We start from the raw sequence: 19,359 nt of genomic DNA, 5'->3' as shown, positions 1-19,359 counted from the left end.
TCCTTCTGATAACCCTTGGAATCAGGGGATGGGCGCCAGCACCAGACTGTCGGCACGCAGCAGCGGCAGAAGGATGCGGTTGCGCTTGACATCGAAATGGAAGTCCGCCGCCGGCGCGGCGAGCTTGCCAAAGGGACTCGACACCTGGCCGTCCGGTGTCACTGCATAGACTTCGGCGGTTTCCCAGGACGAGGCGAAAACACGGCCGTCCGGCGCCAGGCCGACGCCATCGACGATCTTGCCGGGCAGCGTGCGGACGTTGCGCTTCTCGCCTTGGTGCGTGAGTTCATAGACCTCGGCCGCGCCGCGCGTGGAGACGAGGAAGTGGCCCGAAGGCAGCGCGGCAATGCCATTGGGCTGGTTGAGTTGGGGAGACTGCGCCACGATGGCAACACGCCGGTCGGTGCCGATGCGGTAGATGAAATCCTTGCCGGTCGGCGTGACGGTGGTGCCTTCCACCAGCAGGGCGCTTTCCGTCCCGACCACCTCCCCTGAAGGCAACGCCGCCAGGCCGTTGAGGAAGGTCGCGCCGGGGATCGGAATATCGCCCTGCGGTTTTCCCGTCGCCAGGTCGAACAGGCGCACGGTGTCGATGTCGGCCGCGTACAGGGTGCGGCCCGCGATCGTGAGGCCCTTGGGCGCATGCAGCGTAGTGCCCGCGGCTGCGCCATCGGCCCATTTCAGTGCCAGCACTTTGCCGTCCGGTGCAATGCGGCTGATGAAACCGTTGCCGTCCTTGTCGGCGATACCGCCATTCATGTTGGAGACGTAGTAAACGTCGTCCACCGTATCGTGAACCACCGATTCCGGCGCGGCCAGGCCCGCGTTCTCGACGGTGATGCGCTCGGCGGCCAGGGCCACGGCCGGCGCCAGCAAGGTCGACGCCAGCCAGATTTTCAGGTTTGGATGCAGGAAAGACATGACGACACTCCTTTGTTCAAATCAACGTTGTCCAGACATTCACGCACTCTTGCCGATGGCGTGCCCGTGCTCCTTGAGCCAGGCATCGTGCAGCCACTTCTCGGTCTTGCGGCGGCCGGGGAATGTGATCCACACGATGTCGCGCTCAAACACCATCGGCCGTTCATCGGCGCCGACGATGACCCAGAACCAGCGGCCATCGGCCAGGTTGCGCGCCTTGACCTTCATGCCGGTCAGCGTCACCGTTTCGGTGCGGCTGTCGCGTTGCACGCGAATGGGTTCATCGTGGGCGTCGATCCAATGAATCTCCATGCGCGGCAGCAGATCAGGGGCGTAGGTTTTCAGGAAGTCGCGCGCCACGGCCTCGGTGCGCTCGCGTGAAGGCAGCGGCTTGCCGGCCAGGTCCAGCGCGATGTTGGCGAAGCCCTTGAGCGTGCCATCGGCCGCCACCACGGTGCTGAAATGCTCGCCTTCCAGGCCCGCGTTGCGGCCATCGCGGCGTTCGTGGCGGGTGAGCCTGACCGTCTCGCCATCGACGGACACCGCGCGGTGGCCGACCTCGCGATGCATGGCTGGAATCAAAACGGCAATGGCGTCTGCGGCGGCGGCGCGGGTCATGGTGTCCGGATCCTGGGAAGTGCTTTGTGCAGTGACTGGCAGTGCCGCGGTGGCAGCGATGACGGCCGATAACAGGGCGATGGCGGATGGCTCGGATTTCATGGCGAAAGTCCTTTCGGGCAAAGAAAAAGAGGATTCACGGAGATGGAGTGCACCGCCCCGAAATCGCGTACATGGCCCCAGCGCCCAGCAACGCAGCCAGCAGCAGGAAGGCGTATTCGACTGGCCAGGCGGCGGTCTGCCGCGCCAGCCACGGCCCCAGGCTGGCACCAACGAACAGCACGAAGGTGTAGAACGCCACGGCCAGACCGCGCAGCGGCGCTTCCGCCATGCCGGCCACCCGCGCGATCAAGCCCGGCACGCTGATACCGATGCCAGCGACGAACATCACGCTGGCGGCAAGCAGCCCATACAAGTGCGCGCCGCCGGCCCAGGCGCATAGGCCGAGCCCAACGGTGGCAATGGTCAGCCCGACCATGACGACGCGCTCGGCGCCCCAGCGTGGCATCACGGCAGCCACGGCCAGCGGCGCCAGAAACCCCGGCAAGGCCAGTTCCCGTGCGGCCAAGGCAGAGATGCCCCGCGCTTGCAGCGCCGGCCCGAGCCGCGCGTCCAGTACGAGGTAGAACGCGACGAAGCACATCAGCAGCAGTAGCGCCGGAGCATAGACGCGGCGCAGTTGCGGATCGGCCAGCAGCCGGCCAAACTGGCGGTATCCACTCGACAATGGGGCATTGGCAGCGCGAGCCGGATCGGCCGGCGTGCACCAGAGCCAGCAGGCGGTCAGGGCAAAGACGGCGGCCAGCGGCAGCGGCGCCGCGCCCATCCCCCATCGCCCCGCGACCGACGCGCCATAGACTTGCCCGAGCAGCCCGGCCGACAAGAATGCCGTGCTCAACCACGCGACGCTCCACACCCGCTGGCGCGGCGTGCCGCGCTCGGCGAGGTAGGCGATGACCACCGGCGGAAAAGCGGCAGCAGCCAGCCCCTGCACGGCGCGGCCGGCCAACAGTAGCGGCGCCGACTTGGCTGCGGCCAGCAGCGCAGTGACCAGGGCCAGTGCCGTCAATCCGTACACCATGACGCGACGGCGGCCCAGCCGATCGGACAGCGGGCCGAAAACCAGGAAGCCCGAGGCATAGGCCAGTCCGAAGACGCTGATGATGCCCGTTGCCGCAGCGCCAAGGCCGTGGGCCTGCGCCAGTTGCGGCAGGATCGGCAAAGGCAGGTACAGCAGGGACACCACGGCTAATGCGCAGGCCACCAGCAAGGCACGCAAGGCGAAAGACGGCAGGTACTGAGATTGCATGAGGTCCCCAAATAGACAGCAAGCTACATAAATTCTTAAAAAAAACGTCAGCCCGCTTCGTTCGTTCCGCCAGGCAGCAGCCCGGCCTTGTTGAGCTTGAACATGAGCTGGTTGAGCATCTGGCGTTCTCCGGCGTTGAAGTGGCGCATCAGCTTTGCCACCCAGGCATAGTGGCTGGGCAGCGCCTTGCCGAGCATGTCGTCGCCGGTCGGCGCAAGCTTCACCAGCCGTGCCCGTGCGTCCGCCGGATCAATGTCGCGGCTGCACAGACCCGCGCCCACCATGCGGTCAATCACCCGCGTCATGGTCTGCGAAGTCACCGACACGCCTTCGGCCAGCGCGCCTACGCTCAATCCGTCCGGGTTGCGCTTGAGCAGCAACAGCACGAAGAACTGGGTCTGCGACAGGCCGCAGGCACGCGCCAGATTGGCCTCGAACGCCGCCAGCATTTCCTGAGTCGCCGACGCCCAGATCAGCCACGTCTGAAGCCCCTTCACGTCGGGATTGCCGTAGAGCGACCCGAAGGCTTCCAAGGTGTCATAGCTGGGCAAGTCTTTAAGCTCGAACATCGGCATGCGTCCTCCTTTCGATAAATGTAGCTGGCTACATATTACCTGTCAACCTCAATGTCTGAGTGCCATCGCACTGGACGAATCCATCAGGACTTCGGCGGTGTTCCCGATAGCGTGTCTGCCCGCCTGCGTCGGCTGCGCACTGCGGCTGGTGCGAACGAACAACTACTAGATGTAGTGACCGCAGCTAGACCCAAGATTGCCGTCTTACCGCAACCCCACCATTCGATAGGTTGCTTCACGCGCTCAGAACCTGTTCAAAGTCTCCGCATGGATCCGCATGGCAACGCCATGCCCTGTGAGTTGCGGCTGAAATGCTACGTCTGCGGCGTTGCAAAGCCTCGCCGGGCCACCAGCCCGGCTGCGTTTTGCGCCTTGCAGCCACAACCTTTCAACCACAACGGCTCTCATACCAAGACTTTGAACAGATTCTCAAGGCATAGTGGTTCGAACTTGCACGAGAGCTGTCACGGGTTTGCCATCGATCAGCACGGGCTGGTGGTGGTCGTCGGCCAATAGCACGCCGATCACATGCTCGCCTGTTGGCACGGCGCAAGCGCCAAAGTTGGCCTTGATTAGCGGTCCGCCGAAGTCGCTATTCATGCTGTTGTAGGGGCGGCCCGGTAGATTGCAACTGTCCCCTTGTGGGTCGATTTTCATATGGACGTGCCCGCAACGCTTGTCGCTGCCACACTGGCCAGCAGCCAGCAGCTTGAAATTGCTTTCCACCAGCACGCCGATGGCACGCTCTCCATCCGCGTTCAGGGGTACGGTGGCGCCCGAGGGCGGCCAAACAATCTTCAGCGTAGCCGGCTCAGTCTGCGCCGTAACAGGTCCGGCAAGGTTGACACAAAGCGAGGCCACGCTGGCCCGAAACGCCGCTTTTAGGAAAGAAGAGCTGAAACGCATGACGAACTCCAGAAAAATTTGTTGATGACCCATGCAATGTAATCAATGAATACATCGCATGGGCAGCTTACACTGAAATGATCGGTGATTACATTTCCCATGAGCCCTCTCCAGGCATGCCCCACTCTCCTCCACTCAAACCACGCGCTCAGTCCACGCGCAAGAACTACCACCATGGGCATTTACGCGAAGCTTTGATTGAGGCTGCCGTACAGCTGATCGAGGAGCAGGGAGTGGATAAGCTCAGCGTGCGCGAAGCCGCCAAGCGTGCAGGCGTGTCGCCAGGGGCGCCTTTCCGTCATTTCGCTACGCGCACAGCGCTGCTCACCGCAGTCGCCGAGCAGGCGGCTGAGCATCTGCGTACGCAGGTGCAAGGCGCCTTGCGAACTGTCGAAAAGCAGCCGCCACTGGTACGTCTCGCAGCCATTGGACATGCTTACCTGGGCTGGGCAAGTGCGCACCCGACACACTTTCGCGTTGTCAGCGAGCGCCCGTTGATCGACTATGAAAGTTCCGAAACGTTGACACGCAGCAATGCTGCGATCCGCGAAGTGATGGAGCAGCTGCTAGCTGAAGCCTTCAAGGACCACATGGACTTACGGAGCCAAGGACTAGCGAAAATCGCGGCGCGTGCTTTGGTCTATGGGCTGGCGCGCATGTCCGTAGACGGTCACTTCCCTGAATGGGGCGAGCCGCAGCGCGCGACGGAACAGACAATGACAGATACTCTCGATTTTTTCATCGCGCTTCTGGCGATACCGACCACTCGCTGACCGTTGGCCACCGGGCGAGATTCCAGGCCGATTTCCGCCGCAATGTCCTTGGCGGCCTGCGCCAGTTCCCGGTTGCGCAGCATGCCTAGCAGGTTGCGAGCCAGGATGACTCGCTGGCCGCACTTACTCGACCGGGCCCTGTTCGCTCGATCATGGATCAATCCTGCGCTGCGGTAGCGAGCACGAGCAGCGGCAGCATCGCTTCGGCCACGCCCTTGGCCGACGCCGGGTTCTGGCCCGTCACCAGCCGCTCGCTCGTCACCACCTGCGCCTGGAAGTTCGGCGCGGGAAGGTGGCGGGCACCGCGTTCCTGCAAGGCATCGGCCAGCAGAAGCGGCACGGTGTCGTACAGGCCGACCGTGCGTTCTTCATCGTTGGTGAAGGCCGACACGTTCTTCCCATCGACCAGATAGCGGCCATCCGACATCTTGAGGTTCACCAGCCCGGCCGGGCCATGGCAGACTGCCGCGACCACGCCGCCGCGCTCGTAGATGCGCGCGGCAATCGCGGCCAGCTCGGCGCTATCGGGGAAGTCCCACATGGTCGCGTGGCCCCCGGCATAGAAGATCGCGGCATAGGCGTCGGCATCGACCTGGGACGGTGCCAGCGTGGTTTCGGTGGCGCCGCGCAGGGTTGCATCGTTCCAGAACGCGGCATTGACCGGATCGTCCAGATCAAGGCCATCGACGTGTGTTTTTCCTCCTTTGGGGCTGACGAAATCGACGGCATAGCCGGCATCGGCCAGCACCCGGTGCGGATGCGTGACCTCGGAGAGATAGAAGCCGCTGGGCGCTGCATCGGCGGCGTCGGCCGGCCCCTTGCGGTCGTGGCTGGTGAGGACGAAAAGAATGCGCTGGGTCATCGGAAGCTCCTGATGGAAATGGAGCGTTTCATTCTGGCGGGCTTGGTATATTCTTTAAATGACCCAAATAGACAAACACTTTCTACGAAATAAACCAAATTTCCCTGCGTAACTGCGATTACTTGACCGTCGTGATGGCGCTGACTCGCGATATCGCACCCTTGACCTGCACCCACCCGGCCGCGAATCCGTTAGCGGTTCGCCAATCCAGTTGACGAACACAATGCCGATGTTCGCCGCCAACACATTGATGGTCGGCGCGATGTCCTCCGTGCCCACTCGATCGTGCAAAGCTGATTGCGGGTTTGCCGAAGCACGGGTAGTGCTTGAAACGATGCTGAAAGCGCACGCCGCATACGCGGTCGTGCTACAGGCTGGCCACGCCGCCATCGACCAGCAGTTCCGTGCCGACGACGAAGCGCGATTCGTCGGAGGCCAGGAAAACGGCCGCCTTCGCCAGTTCCCACGGCGTGCCCATGCGGCCGATGGGTACCAGCTTGCGGATGTCATCCTGCATGGCGCGTTGCTGTTCCGGGGACAGCCCCAGCTTGCCGAGGGCCGGGGTTTCGGTCGGGCCTGGGCTCAAGCCGTTGACCCGCACGCCGCGATCCGCCAGCTCCGCCGAAAGCGTGCGCGCCAGCGACAGCAGGCCAGCCTTGCTGGCGGCATAGGCGCTGCTCTGCGGCAGCCCGATATGGGCACTGCTCGATCCGCACAGGATCACCGACGCCGGATCGGCCAGCAGCGGCAACAGGGACTGGATCAGGAAGAACGGCCCCTTGAGGTTGATCGCCATGAGCCGATCCCACGTCGTCTCGTCCCAGTCCTGTAGCGGCCGATGGGTGACGTCGCCGGCGTTGGCATACAGCACGTCGAGGCGCGGCCATTGCTGTGCAAGCGCCTGCGCCAGATCGTGCTGGGCGCCGATGTCGCCGGCATCGCAGCGGATCGCCAGCGCGGCGCTGCCCAGCTCTACTCTTGCGCGCTCCAGCGCGCGCTCATCGCGGCCGGTGATGGCGACCGTCGCGCCCTCGGCCAGGAATTGCCGCGCCGTCTCCAGGCCGATGCCGCTGGTGCCGCCCGTGACCAGGGCGAATTTGTCTTGCAGTCGTTTCATGCGTGCTCCCGTGATTCGATTGGAAAGCCGCATTGTTTTCTCAATGGTATCCTTTGCATAGTAGGCACCTATTGGATACCAAGGAGGTCATTGGATCGCCATGCCGCATCACATTCCCGCAGCCCCTCCATCTTCTCCACCATCGGGCACGATCGAACCGTGCCCGATGGTGAGTTTCGTCAATCTGGTGTCGGGCAAATGGGCCATTCCGATCCTCTACCGCCTGATCGTGATCGGCGTAGCTGTCCGTTTCAGCGAGCTACAACGCGCCATCGCACCGATCACGCAGAAGGAGTTGACGCGACAACTGCGCCTGTTCGAGCGGCGAGGACTGGTCCGGCGCCAGGTGTATGCCGAGGTGCCGCCGCGCGTGGAGTACCAGATCACCGCGCTGGGCCAGTCATTACGGCCGACGCTGGATTCGCTCGCCGACTGGATGCGAACGCATGGCGAGGCACTGGCCGGGGACGATTGACCCCGCTGCGGCTTGCCGATTTTGGATCGTCATTCTGGTGATTTCGGGCTATCCTTTGAATCACCAGAATCGACAAACACTTTCTACGAAACGACCCAAATGGCCCTGCGCAACCTCGATGACCTGGCGGTGTTCGTGCATGTGGTGGAGCGCGAGAGCTTCTCCGCCGCTGCGCGCGCCCTGCACCTGGCGCCCAAGACCGTGAGCAAGCAGATCGCCCGGTTGGAACAGGCGCTGGGCACCACGCTGTTCGAGCGCAACACCCGCAACCTGCGCATCACCGACGAAGGCCGCGCCATCGCCGAACGCGCGCGCGTGGCGCTGGGCGTGCTGGAAGAAGTGCAGGAACTGGCGAGCAGCGGCAGCCAGGAACTGCGCGGCGTCATCCGCCTGACCGCGCCCACACCTTTCGGCCGCAAGTTCGTCGCCCCGGCAATCCATGACTTCTGCCGCCTGCATCCCAAGGTCGGTTTCGACCTGCGCCTGTCCGATCAGGTGCAGGATCTGTATGGCGGCGACCTGGACTTGGCGATCCGCATGGGTGAACTGGCCGATTCGCGGCTGGTGGCGCGGCGCGTAGCCGGCAACCGGCGCGTCCTGGCGGCTTCGCCCGTCTATCTGAAATCGCATGGCCGGCCCGAAACGCCCGAAGACCTGGCCCGGCACAACTGCCTGGTGTTCGCTTATCCCGGCTTGCTGCAAAACACCTGGCCGCTGCGCAAGGGGCGTCGGGAAAAACCCGTCACCGTCAGCGGCACGCTGTGCAGCGACAGCGGCGACGTGCTGCATGCGTGGTGCCTGGCCGGCTTGGGCATCTCGCTGCGCGAAACCTGGGACATCCACGAGGAACTGCGCGACGGGCGGCTGGTACGCGTGCTGCCGGAATGGGAGGCCACGCCCTCGAAGATCAGCATCCTGCGGGCGCGGCGCGAACCCGTGCCGCGTCGGCTGACGGCGTTCAGCGATTTCCTGGTGGAGCGTTGGCGGCAGGCGCCGTGGGACACCATCTAACGCTCTCCCGGTGCGGGACATGACGGCATGCACACGGGCCGAGCACCAAGCCATCGTTTCCGAGCATTCGGCAAGAGGCGCGGCAGGCAGAGTCATGGGAACTGATGTGGACAGGCGCTATGGGCGCCTTCAAACACTGCCGATGTGCCGCAGCTTGTCCGGGTTTCTGGTGATGAAGATGCCAACGATCTTTTCTTCCTCAATTTGCAAAGCGGTGGTCTGAACGATTCCTCCCCCCTCGATGCTGACAAAGCCCGGAAGTCCATCAATCACAACATAGCGGACCAGCGAGGACGGCGACTCAATGAACGCCCGCGCAAGCGCTGCGTGCCGTGCCATGACTTGTGCAATGCCGATCAACGGATGCAGCGAGGCAGGAACCTTGCCTCCGCCATCGGTGCAAGCCATCACATCGGCTCTGAGAAGAGACCGCAGGCTGTCCAGGTCGCCATTTCTGGACGCCATGAAAAATGCGGCGGCGATTTCCAAGCCATGCTCCTTCGTCACGGGAAAGCGCGGACGGGCTGACTGGATGTGGTCACGAGCACGGCTCGCGAGCTTTCGACATGCCGCCGTGTCGCGATTCAGGGCATCGGCAATGTCATCGAATCCGATGCCGAATACGTCATGCAGAAGAAACGCCGCCCGCTCCAATGGAGAGAGGCGCTCCAATACCATCATGAGTGGCAGCGTCATATCGTCGATTGACTCCATCTCGTCGGCTTCGACGATGGGCTCCGGCAACCATGGCCCGATGTAGGTCTCGCGCCTGCGCCGAGCGGATTTCAGCTCGTTGAGGCAAAGCCTGGTCACGATGGTGCGCAGCAACGCCGCTGGCTGGCGCACCGCATCCCGGTCTGTCACCAGCCAGCGCAGATAAGCATCTTGAACGACATCCTCCGCATCCGCGACCGAGCCCAGCATGCGATACGCAAGACGGACAAGGCGAGGACGGATCTCGGTGAACGTCGGGTCAGAAAGGATGTCGCTCATGGCTGCATCTGTGCGCTACGCTGCATGCACCGCGTTGACCTTGTAGAGGCTTGGCGCGACCGATTTCGCGAGGCCGGCAAACTGCTTGAGTTGCGCCTGTGTCTGCGCCTTCGCCATGAATGCTTCGAAATGCTCCTTTGATGCCCATTGGGCATAGTTCACCACCTTCTTGCCATCAAGGCTACTGTGGATGCTGACCGATACGAAGCCGGGTTGGTGGCGGATGGTGTGCTCGGTCGATTCCGCAAGCGCCTTCACCAATGCAGCCTGATGGTCAGGTTCTACCTCGTAGACGTTTATCAGCGTCAGGTACGCCGCCGTTGGGTCGATCGTTGCCAGCTGTTTGCCAGTCATGGTTTCTCCTCTGAGTTGGGTTGTGACGATGGTGGCCGCGAAAGAAGCCACCTGAGACATGACAAGACAACCCGCAAAAACGTGACATGGTCGGCCAATGAGCATGGCTTGAGCACGCAACGCCGGCACAGAAGCGCCATCACGGCGCCCTTCAAACGATGGCCAGAATTTCAGGTAGCGGCTTGCGTGGTTTCTGTGGCCAATTGCCGGTTGCCGGATGACCGATGGCGACAATCACCACGGGCAATTCAGATGGGCCCAACCCAAACGCCTGAGCCACCTGTGCTGCATCAAAGCCACCCATCGCGCATGAACCCAGCCCCATGCCCTGCGCGGCCAGCATCAGGGTCATGGCAGCCAGGGAAGCCGAGCGCACAGCCTCGTCACGCTGCAAGACTGCGTCATTTTCATGGGACGCGCTGGCCTGCGCGACCCACGCATCGACCACCCGCTGGGCCATGACGTGGGCTTCTACGCTGGGCTGCAGAGCCGCCCTCAATTGCCGATGCGCTGCCAGCGTGCCGCAGATGATGAAAGTCACGGAAGCATCGACAACCTTCTGCTGCCCGAAGGCAGCCGCCTTCAACCGCACTTTGGCGTCTTGCGAGCGCACGGCGATGAAGCGCCAGTTCTGCAAGTTATAGGCAGACGGAGCCCTTGTCGCCAGGTCAACCAGCTTTGCAATGGCACCATCATCCAGCGGAAGATTGGGCTGAAAGTCATTGACCGATGTTCGAGTCTCGATGGTGCTTCGTATGGAAGTATTCATGCCATTACCGATGGAAAGTAAGAGGTTTGAAGGGGCGCAGTCACTTGCTACGCGGCGTCGTCCACTGCACGGCGAAGACACTGGTCAGCACCATCGCCAGTCCGAAAAGTGCCCCTCCCGTGATCGACTGCGAGAGCAGCGCCCAGCCCAGTACCACGGCGGTGAGCGGACTTAGCAATCCCAGGGATGCCACTGCGACGGTCGGCAGGCGGGCCACGCCACGGAACCAGAGCGCATAGGCAAGCAAGGCCCCGGCCAGGCTGAGGTAGGCGTAGGCAACCCATTGCAAACGCGCCAAGGGCGGCAGCGGCGCGTCGGCCAGCCACGCGACGGGCGCGAGCATCAATCCGCCGATGACCAATTGCCAGCCAGTCAGCGGCAACAAGGGCAGATCCAATTGCCAGCGACGTGTCAGCCACACGCCGCTGGCCATGCACGCCGCACCCAACAATGCTGCGGCTACCCCTACAGGATCGAACACCGTCTGCGGCGACAGCAGCAGAATCGCCATTCCCAGAACGCCCGCTAGCGCCGCCCACAGCGTGGTTTGCGCTGGCGATCGGCCATCCACAGCCCAGGCCAGCACCATGACCAGCAACGGCTGGATCGCGCTGAGCACGGCCGCCAATCCGCCAGGCAGGCGATAGGCCGCCACGAACAACAGCGCCTGGAAGATGCCAATGTTCAACGCGCCAAGCACCAGCAAACGCCACCAGTCCCGCCGGGCAGGCATCTGGCGCGTGAACAGAAGCAGCAGCAGACCCGCGGGCAAGGTCCGGATGAGCGCAGCCGTGAAAGGCCGATCGGGAGGCAGCAGTTCCGACGCCACGATGTAGGTGGAGCCCCAGATCGCCGGGGCCACCGCGGTGAGGATGACATCGCGCCAGTAGGGCAATGCGCTTGCAGTCGACATGATCTTGCCACTTGTCTTTAATTCAAGACAATAGGATTGTGTCGATCAATTATCTTGAAGTCAAGACATATGAAGAAAGCCAGTCAACGCCCACCCGATGCGGTGGACGCCATCCTCGACCAGTGGGCGCAAGCGCGGCCCGATCTCGATGCCAGCCCGATGGGGCCGATCGGGCGCATCAAGCGCTGCGCTGCGTTGTTGGAACAGCGCCTGGAATCCCGCTTCGCCGAATTTGACTTGAGCCTCTGGGAGTTCGACATGCTGGCCGCGCTGCGGCGCGCTGGCGCCCCGTACCGCCTGAGTCCGACCGAGTTGTTCTCCACCTTGATGGTGACCTCCGGCACGATGACCCATCGGCTCAAGGGCCTGGAGGCCAAGGGCTGGATCGAGCGCGTGCCCAACGCGCAGGATGCGCGCAGCATGCTTGTGCAGCTGACGCGCAAAGGCCGCACACTGATCGACCGTGCCGTGGAGGCGCACCTCGACAACGAGCGCCGGATTTTGTCCGCTCTGCCAGCGGCGGCGCTGGAAGAGTTGGACATGCGCCTATCCGAGTTGCTGCGGAGTCTGGATGCGCCTGCGAACCGCGCCGCTTCTGGGAACAGGTAGCGAATCATCCACCCGAAGGGCCGCATTGCCGTCCAGCCATCCAGGACACGCCGCTGCGGCGCACCGTGGCGACGATCTGCTGCCCCTAGCCGCTGCTCCATCATTTGCAATGCCGCCATGCGATGAAGACGCCCTTTTCCATGCGAGTTACGTGCGAGACACCACACCGGCCTATTGACCCCATCAGGCTTTCCACACACCTGTCCGGCCTCGGAAAAGCTTGGCAGTGAACGTTCCCATGCTTTCCCCAGCTAAGCCGCATGACCCCTTCTTCGCCTGCTTTGGCGGCTCCATTCGACATGCCCGTAAGCACGTGGTCAAAGTCTCGACACGCTTGCCGACATGCCAGAAAAATCGTGGCGTCCACCTGGCGAGACTATGAACACGCTCTCAAAACAGGCTGCTAAAGTAGCGCCATGGACAACAAGCAATTGATCGAACGATCGGTCGCGCTCAAGGAGCGCGCCGAGGGTTTCTGGCTGGTGCGGGCCGTGCAGTCCTGGATGGCCGCCGACGGCATGCGCATGAGCGCAGCCATGGCGTTCTATGCCATGCTGAGCCTGGCGCCGCTGCTGGTGCTGGTGGTGGCCGGGCTGGGCTGGTGGCTGGACCGATCCACCGTCGAGAGCACCCTGATCAATCAGGTCCAGGCCGTCACCGGCGAGCGCGCCGCCAGCGTGGTACGGCAGGCGCTCAGCAGTGCCACCACCAAATCGGAAGGCATCATCGCCTCGCTGATCGCCTTTGGCGTGCTGCTGTCGGCGGCCACCGGAGTGTTCGTGGCCCTGCAGGATGCGCTCAAGGCGATCTGGGGTTCCAACACCGAGATCCAGCGGCCCTGGTGGTGGATTCTGGTGGTGCGTCTGCGCGGCGTCGGCTACATGCTGGTGCTCGGCGGCCTGCTGTTCGCCTCGCTCGTGATGTCGGCGGTGCTCAAGGTGGTGGCTTCCTGGCTCGACGGCGTGCTGACCAATCCGTGGTTCTGGTCGCTGCTCAACGAAACGGTATCGTTCCTGTTCGTGGTGCTGCTTTTTACAGGGCTGATGCGCATCAGCGATGGCCCCAAGCCCTCGCTGCGCTATCTGGTGGTGGGCGGGATGATGGGCGCCGTGCTGTTCATCATCGGCAAGCACGTGATGGCCATGTACCTCTCGGGCGCCGCCGTGGTGTCGGCCTATGGCGCCGCCGGATCGCTGGTGGCGCTGCTGATGTGGCTGTACTTCTCCAGCGCCATCCTGCTGCTGTCGGCCAGCTTTGCCAAGGCGCTGGCCGATTCCCGCGAGCCGCCAGAAACCGAAGCAGCCACTGCACCGGAGCCGGCGCCGCCTGCCGCAGGCGGCAGCCACTGACCGGCCGCCTTACACCGGAATTGGCTTACTTGGTGCCAAAGATGCGGTCCCCCGCATCGCCCAGGCCGGGCAGGATGTAGCCGTGGTCGTTGAGCTCGCGGTCCACCGCCGCCGTGTAGATCTGCACGTCGGGATGGGCCTGCTGCAGGGTCTTCACACCTTCTGGCGCGGCCAGCAGGCACATGAACTTGATCGAGCGCGGCCCCAGTGCCTTGACGCGATTGACAGCGGCCACCACCGAGTTGCCGGTGGCCAGCATCGGATCGACCAGGATCACGTCGCGCTCGGCCACTTCCGAGGGCATCTTGAAATAGTATTCGACCGCCTGCAGGGTTTCGGGATCGCGATAGAGGCCGATGTGGCCCACGCGCGCGCCGGGCACCACATTGAGCACGCCGTCGAGGATACCGCCACCGGCACGCAGGATCGACACCAGCACCAGCTTCTTGCCGTCGATGACGGGTGCGAGCATGGTCTCCATCGGGGTTTCGATCTCGATGTGCTGCACCGGCATGTCGCGGGTGACCTCATAAGCCATCAGGGTGCTCAGCTCGTTGAGCAGACGGCGGAAACTGTTGGTGCTGGTGTCCTTCTTGCGCATCAGGGTCAGCTTGTGCTGCACCAGCGGATGGTCGATGACGTGCAAGGTATCGTGATGTTGGGTCATTGTCGGGAATGTTCAGGCTGCCATCCAGGCAGGCGCATGGGCATGGGCATGGGCATGGCATGACCACGGCCGTCGTCCTTCATGCGGGCCGCGATGGCAAGGTTGGAGACAGCCGCAATTCTACGGAGGCCGCAGCGGCCGATGCGGCTGTGCCACACCCTGGCGGCTGTTTTTTGCAGCCAGCGCCGAACACCGCGCGGCGCGCGCGGCCGGATCAGTACAGCAGCAGGCTGAACCAATACGCCAGCGCAGCCACGAAGGCACTGGCCGGAATGGTCAGGATCCAGGCCCAGACGATGTTGCCGGCGACGCCCCAGCGCACTGCACTGGCGCGCTGCGTGGAGCCGACGCCGACGATGGCTCCGGTGATGGTGTGCGTGGTCGAGACCGGAATGCCCATCACGGTGGCGATGAACAGCGTCATCGCGCCGCCGGATTCGGCGCAGAAGCCGCCCACCGGCTTGAGCTTGGTGATCTTCTGTCCCATGGTCTTGACGATGCGCCAGCCACCGAACATGGTGCCCATGGCAATGGCCATGTAGCAGGAGAGGATGACCCACAGCGGCGGCGCCTCGGCACCGGAATCCAGATAGCCGGTGGCCACCAGCAGCAGCCAGACGATGCCGATGGTCTTCTGCGCGTCGTTGCCGCCGTGACCCAGGCTGTAGGCGCCGGCCGATACCAGCTGCAGACGGCGGAACCACTGGTCCACGCGACCGGGCCGGCTGCGCCGACAGATCCAGGCCACCGCCACCATCATCAGCGAGCCCAGCAGGTAACCCAGCAGCGGCGAGACGAAGATGAAGGCCACCACCTTGAGGATGCCCGACACCACCAGCCCGGAGGTGCCGACCTTGGCCACCACGGCACCGACGATGCCGCCGATCAACGCGTGCGAGGAACTGCTCGGGATGCCGTAGTACCAGGTCAGCAGGTTCCAGGCGATCGCCCCGACCAGCGCGCCGAACACCACATGGGTGTCCACCACCTCCGGGGTGACGATGCCCTTGCCAACCGTGGCGGCGACGCTGAGGTGGAAGATGAAGATGGCGATGAAATTGAAGAAGGCCGCGAACACCACCGCCTGGGTGGGCCGCAGCACGCCGGTGGAGACCACGGTGGCAATGGAGTTGGCCGCATCATGAAAACCGTTCATGAAGTCGAACACCAGCGCCAGCAGCACCAGCAGGATCACGACCCAGAGGGCCGCCTGTACCGTAACCATGATTGAGGGTCCGCCTGTGGGTTGTTGTGCTTGCGGGTTGTGACGGATCCGTCAGGAATTCTCAAGGACGATGCCCTCGATGATGTTGGCGACGTCCTCGCAGCGGTCGCTGATGGTCTCGAGCAATTCGTAGATGGCCTTGAGCTTGATGAGCTCGCGCACGTCCTGCTCCTCGCGGAACAGCGCGCTCATGGCCGAACGCAGCACGCGGTCGGCATCGTCCTCGAGCTTGTCGATCTCCTCGCAGGTCTTGAGCGCCGCCTCGGCCACCGTGCCGTCGGCGATCTTGTCGAGCGTGCCCACGGCCGAGCGCACGCGCTCGCAGCAGCGCATGCTCAGGTCGGCAAAGCGGTGCATGGCCTCGGTGATGGTCTGCACGTCATACAGCACCAGGGTTTCTGCCACGTCCTGGATCAGGTCGGCCACATCGTCCATGGTGTTGATCAGACTGTGGATCTGCTCGCGGTCGATCGGCGTGATGAAGGTCTGGTGAATGGTCTTGTTGACCAGCACGGTGATGGTGTCGGCCGCGCTCTCGGCCTCGTCCACCGCCAGGGTGTACTTCTCGCGCAGCAGGGGATCGGCATAGTGCTTGATCAGCTGGTTCAGCGCCTCGGCCGCCTCGACGATACGGTCGGCGTGCTGGTTGAACAGCACAAAAAAATTGCCCTCGCGTGGCAACAGTTTCCCAAACAGCATGCGAAATCCTTCGGTATTGGATGGTCGTCATATTAACGACACAAAATTGTAAAAGAACTTGCCTGCATCGCCGGCCTGGATGCCCCAAACCGTGTCGGCTGTGGTTTTCATGTGGCGTCATATATCGATTTGAAATTAGCAAACCACAAACAAATCGTTTTCCATATATCTCTGCTTGCATAAAGTCACGGCTTCACCGAGGCCTGCTGGCATGTTCAAGCTGCCGGGGTGCCTCATCCAGTCAAACAGAGATGGCCTTCCCCCAATGCGGCAGGCCACGAGGAGAAGCCCATGACCATCCGTTGGAACCCGCTGCGCTGGAGCGCCCTGTTCAAGCGCAATACCGGCGGGCACGCCGCCCACCACCACCGGCAGCGCCGGTTGGTGGTCTGGAGCGCCGCCGCCAGCATCCTCGCCAGTGGCCTGGCACTGCCGGGTCTGGCCCAGGCTGCCGAAGGCAAGATCCGCATCGCCCAGCAGTTCGGTATCGTCTACCTGCTCATCAACGTGGCGCAGGAGCAGCAGTTGATCGAGAAGCACGGCAAGGCCGCCGGCGTGGACATCGATGTGGAGTACCTGCGGCTTTCGGGCGGCGCGGCCGTCAACGACGCGCTGCTGTCGGGCTCGATCGACATCGCCGGCGCCGGCGTCGGCCCGCTCTTCACGATCTGGGACCGCACCAAGGGCCGCCACAACGTCAAGGGCGTGGCCTCGCTGGGCAACTTCCCGTACTATCTGGTGAGCATCAACCCGGATGTGAAGACCATTGCCGACTTCAGCGACAAGGACCGCATCGCGGTGCCGGCGGTAACGGTGTCGGTGCAGTCGCGCATCCTGCAGCTGGCCTCGGCCAAGTTGTGGGGCGACGAGCAGTTCAACCGCCTCGACAAGCTGCAGGTCCAACTGCCGCACCCCGAAGCCACCGCGGCACTGATCAGCGGCGGCACCGAGGTCAACGCACATTTCGGCAACCCGCCGTTTTCCGAGCAGATCCTGGCGAACAACCCGAATGCCCACATCGTGCTCAATTCCTACGAAGCGCTGGGCGGCCCGGCCTCAGCGACGGTGCTCTATGCCACCGAGAAGTTCCGCAACGAAAGCCCGAAGACTTACAAGGCCTTCGTCGACGCCCTGGGCGAGGCGGCCGAGTTCATCACGAAGAACCCGGAGGAAGCGGCCGACATCTTCATCCGCGTGACCGACTCCAAGACCGACCGCGGCCTGATCCTGCAGGTGCTCAAGAACCCCGAGGTGACGTTCACCACCACGCCGCACAACACGCTGCAGTTGGGTGAGTTCCTGCACCGCGTCGGCGCGATCAAGAACAAGCCCGAGCGCCTGACGGACTACTTCTTCGACGACGCCCACATCCAGGGTGGCAGCTGAACCATGAGCCTGACGACTAGCACGCCCGCCGGCCCTGCGCGGGCAGGAGAGGGCACGCGCTCGGCGCAACCCGGGCCGCTGTTGCAGGTCAGCGGCGTGACCCTCGAGTACGCCACGCCCAGCCACGTGGTGCGTGCCACGCACCAGGTCAGCTTCGATGTGCATGCGGCCGACCGCTACGTGCTGCTGGGCCCCTCGGGCTGCGGCAAGTCCACGCTGCTCAAGGCCATCGCAGGCTTCATCGCGCCCACCGAGGGCGAGATGCGCCTGGACGGCCAGCGCATCCACCAGCCCGGCCCCGACCGCGTGGTGGTGTTCCAGGAGTTCGACCAGCTCGCGCCCTGGAAGACCGTGCTGCAGAACGTCACCTTCGCGTTGCTGGCATCGCGGCGCATGGGCAAGGCCGAAGCCACCGAACGCGCCCTGCACTACCTCGACAAGGTGGGCCTGGCCCGCTTCGTCAATGCCTATCCGCACACCCTGTCTGGCGGCATGAAGCAGCGCGTGGCGATTGCCCGCGCGCTGGCCATGCAGCCACGCATCCTGCTGATGGACGAGCCCTTTGCCGCCCTGGACGCCCTGACGCGCCGCAAGATGCAGGAAGAGCTGCTGCAGCTGTGGGACGAGGTGCGCTTCACGCTGGTCTTCATCACCCACTCGATCGAGGAAGCCATGGTGGTGGGCAACCGCATCCTGCTGCTCTCGCCGCATCCCGGCCGGGTGCGCGCCGAGATCAACAGCCACCAGTTCGACCTGCATGGCGGCGGTGGCGCGCAGTTCCAGCGCACCGCGCGGCGCATCCACCAGCTGCTGTTCGACGAGCAGCATCCGCAGCCGGGCGATGAGGCCGAACAAAACAATGTCTTCTGGCTGCGGCCCAATGCCGACGGCTATTTCAACATCTCGGTATGAGCACGCACACGCCCCATCACCCGCCCGTCCCCGGTCATGGCGACCATGCGGTGCCGCCGGTGCGGCCCGAATACGAGCTGGAACTGGCCCCCTTCACCGATGCGCCCGTGGTGCGCCACCGCTCCATCGCCAGTCGGCTCTGGCAGCAGACCTGGCTGCGCAAGGGCCTGATTCTGCTGGCACTGGCATTGCTGTGGGAGCTTGCCGGGCGCATCGCCGACAACGACTTGCTGCTGCCGACCTTCCTGCAGACCGCGCAGGCATTCTGGCAGGGCCTGGCAAGCGGCGAACTGCTGGTGCGCGTGGGCACCTCGCTGAAGGTGCTGCTGCAGGGCTACCTGGTGGGCGTGCTGGCGGCCTTCGCCCTCACCTCGCTGGCCGTCTCGACCCAGCTCGGGCGCGACCTGCTCTCGACGCTGACAGCCATGTTCAACCCGCTGCCGGCCATCGCGCTGCTGCCGCTGGCGCTGCTGTGGTTCGGCCTGGGCGACAAGAGTCTGATCTTCGTGCTGGTGCACTCGGTGCTGTGGCCGCTGGCCCTCTCGACCTACACCGGCTTCCTGTCGGTACCGAACACGCTGCGCATGGTGGGCCACAACTACGGACTGCGGGGCTTTCGCTACATCTTCCAGATCCTCGTGCCGGCGGCCCTGCCGGCCATTCTCTCGGGCCTGCGGCTGGGCTGGGCCTTTGCCTGGCGCACGCTGATCGCCGCCGAGCTGGTGTTCGGCAGCAGCTCGGGCAATGGCGGGCTGGGCTGGTACATCTTCCAGAACCGCAACGAGCTCTACACCGACCGCGTGTTCGCCGGCCTGGCCATGGTCATCCTGCTGGGCCTGCTGGTCGAGAATCTGGTCTTCAACACGCTCGAACGCGTCACCGTCAGGCGCTGGGGCGTGCAAAAATGACACGGCTT

Annotated in this window: 22 protein-coding genes and 1 pseudogene; 8 read left to right on the top strand and 15 right to left on the bottom strand. The window is 63.7% G+C overall.

Going from position 1 to position 19,359, the window contains the following annotated elements:
* Positions 1–21: 21 nt before the first annotated feature.
* The 5 genes from EV687_RS17495 to EV687_RS17475 form a co-directional block, all read right to left on the bottom strand.
* Positions 22–921, bottom strand: coding sequence for an SMP-30/gluconolactonase/LRE family protein (locus EV687_RS17495; protein ID WP_122231582.1), 900 nt, complete (start codon positions 919–921; stop codon positions 22–24).
* Between the two features lie 39 nt (positions 922–960).
* On the bottom strand, positions 961–1,641 hold the full coding sequence (locus EV687_RS19055) for a hypothetical protein (protein ID WP_207226499.1): 681 nt from the start codon (positions 1,639–1,641) through the stop codon (positions 961–963).
* A gap of 34 nt (positions 1,642–1,675) precedes the next feature.
* Positions 1,676–2,848, bottom strand: coding sequence for an MFS transporter (locus EV687_RS17485; protein WP_122231580.1), 1,173 nt, complete (start codon positions 2,846–2,848; stop codon positions 1,676–1,678).
* Between the two features lie 47 nt (positions 2,849–2,895).
* Positions 2,896–3,423: a MarR family winged helix-turn-helix transcriptional regulator gene (locus EV687_RS17480; RefSeq protein ID WP_242612709.1), complete on the bottom strand. Its 528-nt coding sequence runs from the start codon at positions 3,421–3,423 to the stop codon at positions 2,896–2,898.
* 429 nt (positions 3,424–3,852) lie between these two features.
* Positions 3,853–4,362 carry a hypothetical protein gene (locus EV687_RS17475; RefSeq protein ID WP_242612708.1) on the bottom strand — a complete coding sequence of 170 codons (510 nt, stop codon included), beginning with the start codon at positions 4,360–4,362 and terminating at the stop codon, positions 3,853–3,855.
* Positions 4,363–4,406: 44 nt separating this feature from the next.
* Here EV687_RS17475 and EV687_RS17470 point away from each other — a divergent pair, with 44 nt between their 5' ends.
* Complete coding sequence (locus EV687_RS17470) at positions 4,407–5,102, top strand: TetR/AcrR family transcriptional regulator (RefSeq protein ID WP_242612707.1); 696 nt, start codon at positions 4,407–4,409, stop codon at positions 5,100–5,102.
* Here EV687_RS17470 and EV687_RS17465 read toward each other — a convergent pair.
* The 3 genes and pseudogenes from EV687_RS17465 to EV687_RS17455 form a co-directional block, all read right to left on the bottom strand.
* Positions 5,069–5,224, bottom strand: a pseudogene (locus EV687_RS17465) (DUF3363 domain-containing protein); the annotation flags it as partial. The gene EV687_RS17470 and the pseudogene EV687_RS17465 overlap by 34 nt on opposite strands.
* A gap of 35 nt (positions 5,225–5,259) precedes the next feature.
* A complete protein-coding gene (locus EV687_RS17460) occupies positions 5,260–5,964 on the bottom strand; it encodes a type 1 glutamine amidotransferase domain-containing protein (protein WP_122231578.1) in 705 nt (234 codons plus the stop codon).
* Between the two features lie 367 nt (positions 5,965–6,331).
* A complete protein-coding gene (locus EV687_RS17455; RefSeq protein WP_122231576.1) occupies positions 6,332–7,081 on the bottom strand; it encodes an SDR family oxidoreductase in 750 nt (249 codons plus the stop codon).
* A 100-nt stretch (positions 7,082–7,181) separates the two neighbouring features.
* Here EV687_RS17455 and EV687_RS17450 point away from each other — a divergent pair, with 100 nt between their 5' ends.
* Both EV687_RS17450 and EV687_RS17445 read left to right on the top strand, forming a co-directional pair.
* Complete coding sequence (locus EV687_RS17450; RefSeq protein WP_122231574.1) at positions 7,182–7,556, top strand: winged helix-turn-helix transcriptional regulator; 375 nt, start codon at positions 7,182–7,184, stop codon at positions 7,554–7,556.
* A gap of 99 nt (positions 7,557–7,655) precedes the next feature.
* Positions 7,656–8,567, top strand: coding sequence for a LysR family transcriptional regulator (locus EV687_RS17445; protein ID WP_122231572.1), 912 nt, complete (start codon positions 7,656–7,658; stop codon positions 8,565–8,567).
* Between the two features lie 129 nt (positions 8,568–8,696).
* On the opposite strand, the gene EV687_RS17440 is transcribed toward EV687_RS17445, so the two are convergent.
* From EV687_RS17440 to EV687_RS17425, 4 genes are all read right to left on the bottom strand, one after another.
* Entirely contained in the window at positions 8,697–9,560 is an 864-nt protein-coding gene (locus EV687_RS17440) for a sigma-70 family RNA polymerase sigma factor (protein WP_122231570.1), read from the bottom strand.
* 15 nt (positions 9,561–9,575) lie between these two features.
* On the bottom strand, positions 9,576–9,914 hold the full coding sequence (locus EV687_RS17435) for an antibiotic biosynthesis monooxygenase family protein (RefSeq protein ID WP_122231700.1): 339 nt from the start codon (positions 9,912–9,914) through the stop codon (positions 9,576–9,578).
* A gap of 151 nt (positions 9,915–10,065) precedes the next feature.
* Complete coding sequence (locus tag EV687_RS17430) at positions 10,066–10,683, bottom strand: nitroreductase family protein (RefSeq protein ID WP_122231568.1); 618 nt, start codon at positions 10,681–10,683, stop codon at positions 10,066–10,068.
* A 40-nt stretch (positions 10,684–10,723) separates the two neighbouring features.
* Positions 10,724–11,596: an EamA family transporter gene (locus EV687_RS17425; protein ID WP_122231566.1), complete on the bottom strand. Its 873-nt coding sequence runs from the start codon at positions 11,594–11,596 to the stop codon at positions 10,724–10,726.
* A gap of 69 nt (positions 11,597–11,665) precedes the next feature.
* On the opposite strand from EV687_RS17425, the gene EV687_RS17420 reads away from it, so the two are divergent.
* Positions 11,666–12,205 (top strand): MarR family winged helix-turn-helix transcriptional regulator, encoded by a 540-nt coding sequence (locus EV687_RS17420; RefSeq protein ID WP_122231564.1) that lies wholly within the window; start codon positions 11,666–11,668, stop codon positions 12,203–12,205.
* Between the two features lie 416 nt (positions 12,206–12,621).
* A complete protein-coding gene (locus EV687_RS17415) occupies positions 12,622–13,554 on the top strand; it encodes a YihY/virulence factor BrkB family protein (RefSeq protein ID WP_122231562.1) in 933 nt (310 codons plus the stop codon).
* A gap of 25 nt (positions 13,555–13,579) precedes the next feature.
* Here EV687_RS17415 and upp read toward each other — a convergent pair whose 3' ends face one another.
* The 3 genes from upp to EV687_RS17400 all read right to left on the bottom strand — a co-directional run bounded on the left by upp (position 13,580) and on the right by EV687_RS17400 (position 16,145).
* Positions 13,580–14,221 carry a uracil phosphoribosyltransferase gene (gene upp, locus EV687_RS17410; protein ID WP_122231560.1) on the bottom strand — a complete coding sequence of 214 codons (642 nt, stop codon included), beginning with the start codon at positions 14,219–14,221 and terminating at the stop codon, positions 13,580–13,582.
* 214 nt (positions 14,222–14,435) lie between these two features.
* A complete protein-coding gene (locus tag EV687_RS17405) occupies positions 14,436–15,446 on the bottom strand; it encodes an inorganic phosphate transporter (protein WP_122231558.1) in 1,011 nt (336 codons plus the stop codon).
* Positions 15,447–15,497: 51 nt separating this feature from the next.
* Positions 15,498–16,145, bottom strand: coding sequence for a DUF47 domain-containing protein (locus EV687_RS17400; RefSeq protein WP_122231556.1), 648 nt, complete (start codon positions 16,143–16,145; stop codon positions 15,498–15,500).
* Between the two features lie 291 nt (positions 16,146–16,436).
* On the opposite strand from EV687_RS17400, the gene EV687_RS17395 reads away from it, so the two are divergent.
* Genes EV687_RS17395 through EV687_RS17385 form a run of 3 tightly spaced genes read left to right on the top strand, consistent with a single transcriptional unit; the run spans position 16,437 to position 19,351 of the window.
* Complete coding sequence (locus tag EV687_RS17395; RefSeq protein WP_122231554.1) at positions 16,437–17,531, top strand: ABC transporter substrate-binding protein; 1,095 nt, start codon at positions 16,437–16,439, stop codon at positions 17,529–17,531.
* A 3-nt stretch (positions 17,532–17,534) separates the two neighbouring features.
* On the top strand, positions 17,535–18,443 hold the full coding sequence (locus EV687_RS17390) for an ABC transporter ATP-binding protein (protein ID WP_122231552.1): 909 nt from the start codon (positions 17,535–17,537) through the stop codon (positions 18,441–18,443).
* Positions 18,440–19,351 (top strand): ABC transporter permease, encoded by a 912-nt coding sequence (locus tag EV687_RS17385; RefSeq protein WP_122231550.1) that lies wholly within the window; start codon positions 18,440–18,442, stop codon positions 19,349–19,351. The genes EV687_RS17390 and EV687_RS17385 overlap by 4 nt, the downstream gene beginning before the upstream one ends.
* Positions 19,352–19,359 lie beyond the last annotated feature (8 nt).

The organism is Corticibacter populi, assembly GCF_004217315.1.
GTDB classification, from domain to species: domain Bacteria; phylum Pseudomonadota; class Gammaproteobacteria; order Burkholderiales; family Burkholderiaceae_C; genus Lampropedia; species Lampropedia populi.
Note: the sequence above shows the minus strand (reverse complement) of the source record. Positions and strands in the feature narration are given on the sequence as shown.

Excerpts from the sequence above, each read along its gene's own strand:
- EV687_RS17470 (WP_242612707.1), top strand. The coding sequence starts at position 4,407 with ATGATCGGTGATTACATTTCCCATGAGCCCTCTCCAGGCATGCCCCAC.
- EV687_RS17430 (WP_122231568.1), bottom strand. The coding sequence starts at position 10,683 with ATGAATACTTCCATACGAAGCACCATCGAGACTCGAACATCGGTCAAT.
- EV687_RS17455 (WP_122231576.1), bottom strand. The coding sequence starts at position 7,081 with ATGAAACGACTGCAAGACAAATTCGCCCTGGTCACGGGCGGCACCAGC.
- EV687_RS17425 (WP_122231566.1), bottom strand. The coding sequence starts at position 11,596 with ATGTCGACTGCAAGCGCATTGCCCTACTGGCGCGATGTCATCCTCACC.
- EV687_RS17460 (WP_122231578.1), bottom strand. The coding sequence starts at position 5,964 with ATGACCCAGCGCATTCTTTTCGTCCTCACCAGCCACGACCGCAAGGGG.
- EV687_RS17485 (WP_122231580.1), bottom strand. The coding sequence starts at position 2,848 with ATGCAATCTCAGTACCTGCCGTCTTTCGCCTTGCGTGCCTTGCTGGTG.
- EV687_RS17450 (WP_122231574.1), top strand. The coding sequence starts at position 7,182 with ATGCCGCATCACATTCCCGCAGCCCCTCCATCTTCTCCACCATCGGGC.
- EV687_RS17390 (WP_122231552.1), top strand. The coding sequence starts at position 17,535 with ATGAGCCTGACGACTAGCACGCCCGCCGGCCCTGCGCGGGCAGGAGAG.
- EV687_RS17435 (WP_122231700.1), bottom strand. The coding sequence starts at position 9,914 with ATGACTGGCAAACAGCTGGCAACGATCGACCCAACGGCGGCGTACCTG.
- EV687_RS17445 (WP_122231572.1), top strand. The coding sequence starts at position 7,656 with ATGGCCCTGCGCAACCTCGATGACCTGGCGGTGTTCGTGCATGTGGTG.
- EV687_RS17400 (WP_122231556.1), bottom strand. The coding sequence starts at position 16,145 with ATGCTGTTTGGGAAACTGTTGCCACGCGAGGGCAATTTTTTTGTGCTG.
- EV687_RS17480 (WP_242612709.1), bottom strand. The coding sequence starts at position 3,423 with ATGCCGATGTTCGAGCTTAAAGACTTGCCCAGCTATGACACCTTGGAA.
- EV687_RS17405 (WP_122231558.1), bottom strand. The coding sequence starts at position 15,446 with ATGGTTACGGTACAGGCGGCCCTCTGGGTCGTGATCCTGCTGGTGCTG.
- EV687_RS19055 (WP_207226499.1), bottom strand. The coding sequence starts at position 1,641 with ATGAAATCCGAGCCATCCGCCATCGCCCTGTTATCGGCCGTCATCGCT.
- EV687_RS17440 (WP_122231570.1), bottom strand. The coding sequence starts at position 9,560 with ATGAGCGACATCCTTTCTGACCCGACGTTCACCGAGATCCGTCCTCGC.
- EV687_RS17420 (WP_122231564.1), top strand. The coding sequence starts at position 11,666 with ATGAAGAAAGCCAGTCAACGCCCACCCGATGCGGTGGACGCCATCCTC.
- EV687_RS17395 (WP_122231554.1), top strand. The coding sequence starts at position 16,437 with ATGACCATCCGTTGGAACCCGCTGCGCTGGAGCGCCCTGTTCAAGCGC.
- EV687_RS17495 (WP_122231582.1), bottom strand. The coding sequence starts at position 921 with ATGTCTTTCCTGCATCCAAACCTGAAAATCTGGCTGGCGTCGACCTTG.
- EV687_RS17475 (WP_242612708.1), bottom strand. The coding sequence starts at position 4,362 with ATGGGTCATCAACAAATTTTTCTGGAGTTCGTCATGCGTTTCAGCTCT.
- EV687_RS17385 (WP_122231550.1), top strand. The coding sequence starts at position 18,440 with ATGAGCACGCACACGCCCCATCACCCGCCCGTCCCCGGTCATGGCGAC.
- EV687_RS17415 (WP_122231562.1), top strand. The coding sequence starts at position 12,622 with ATGGACAACAAGCAATTGATCGAACGATCGGTCGCGCTCAAGGAGCGC.
- upp (WP_122231560.1), bottom strand. The coding sequence starts at position 14,221 with ATGACCCAACATCACGATACCTTGCACGTCATCGACCATCCGCTGGTG.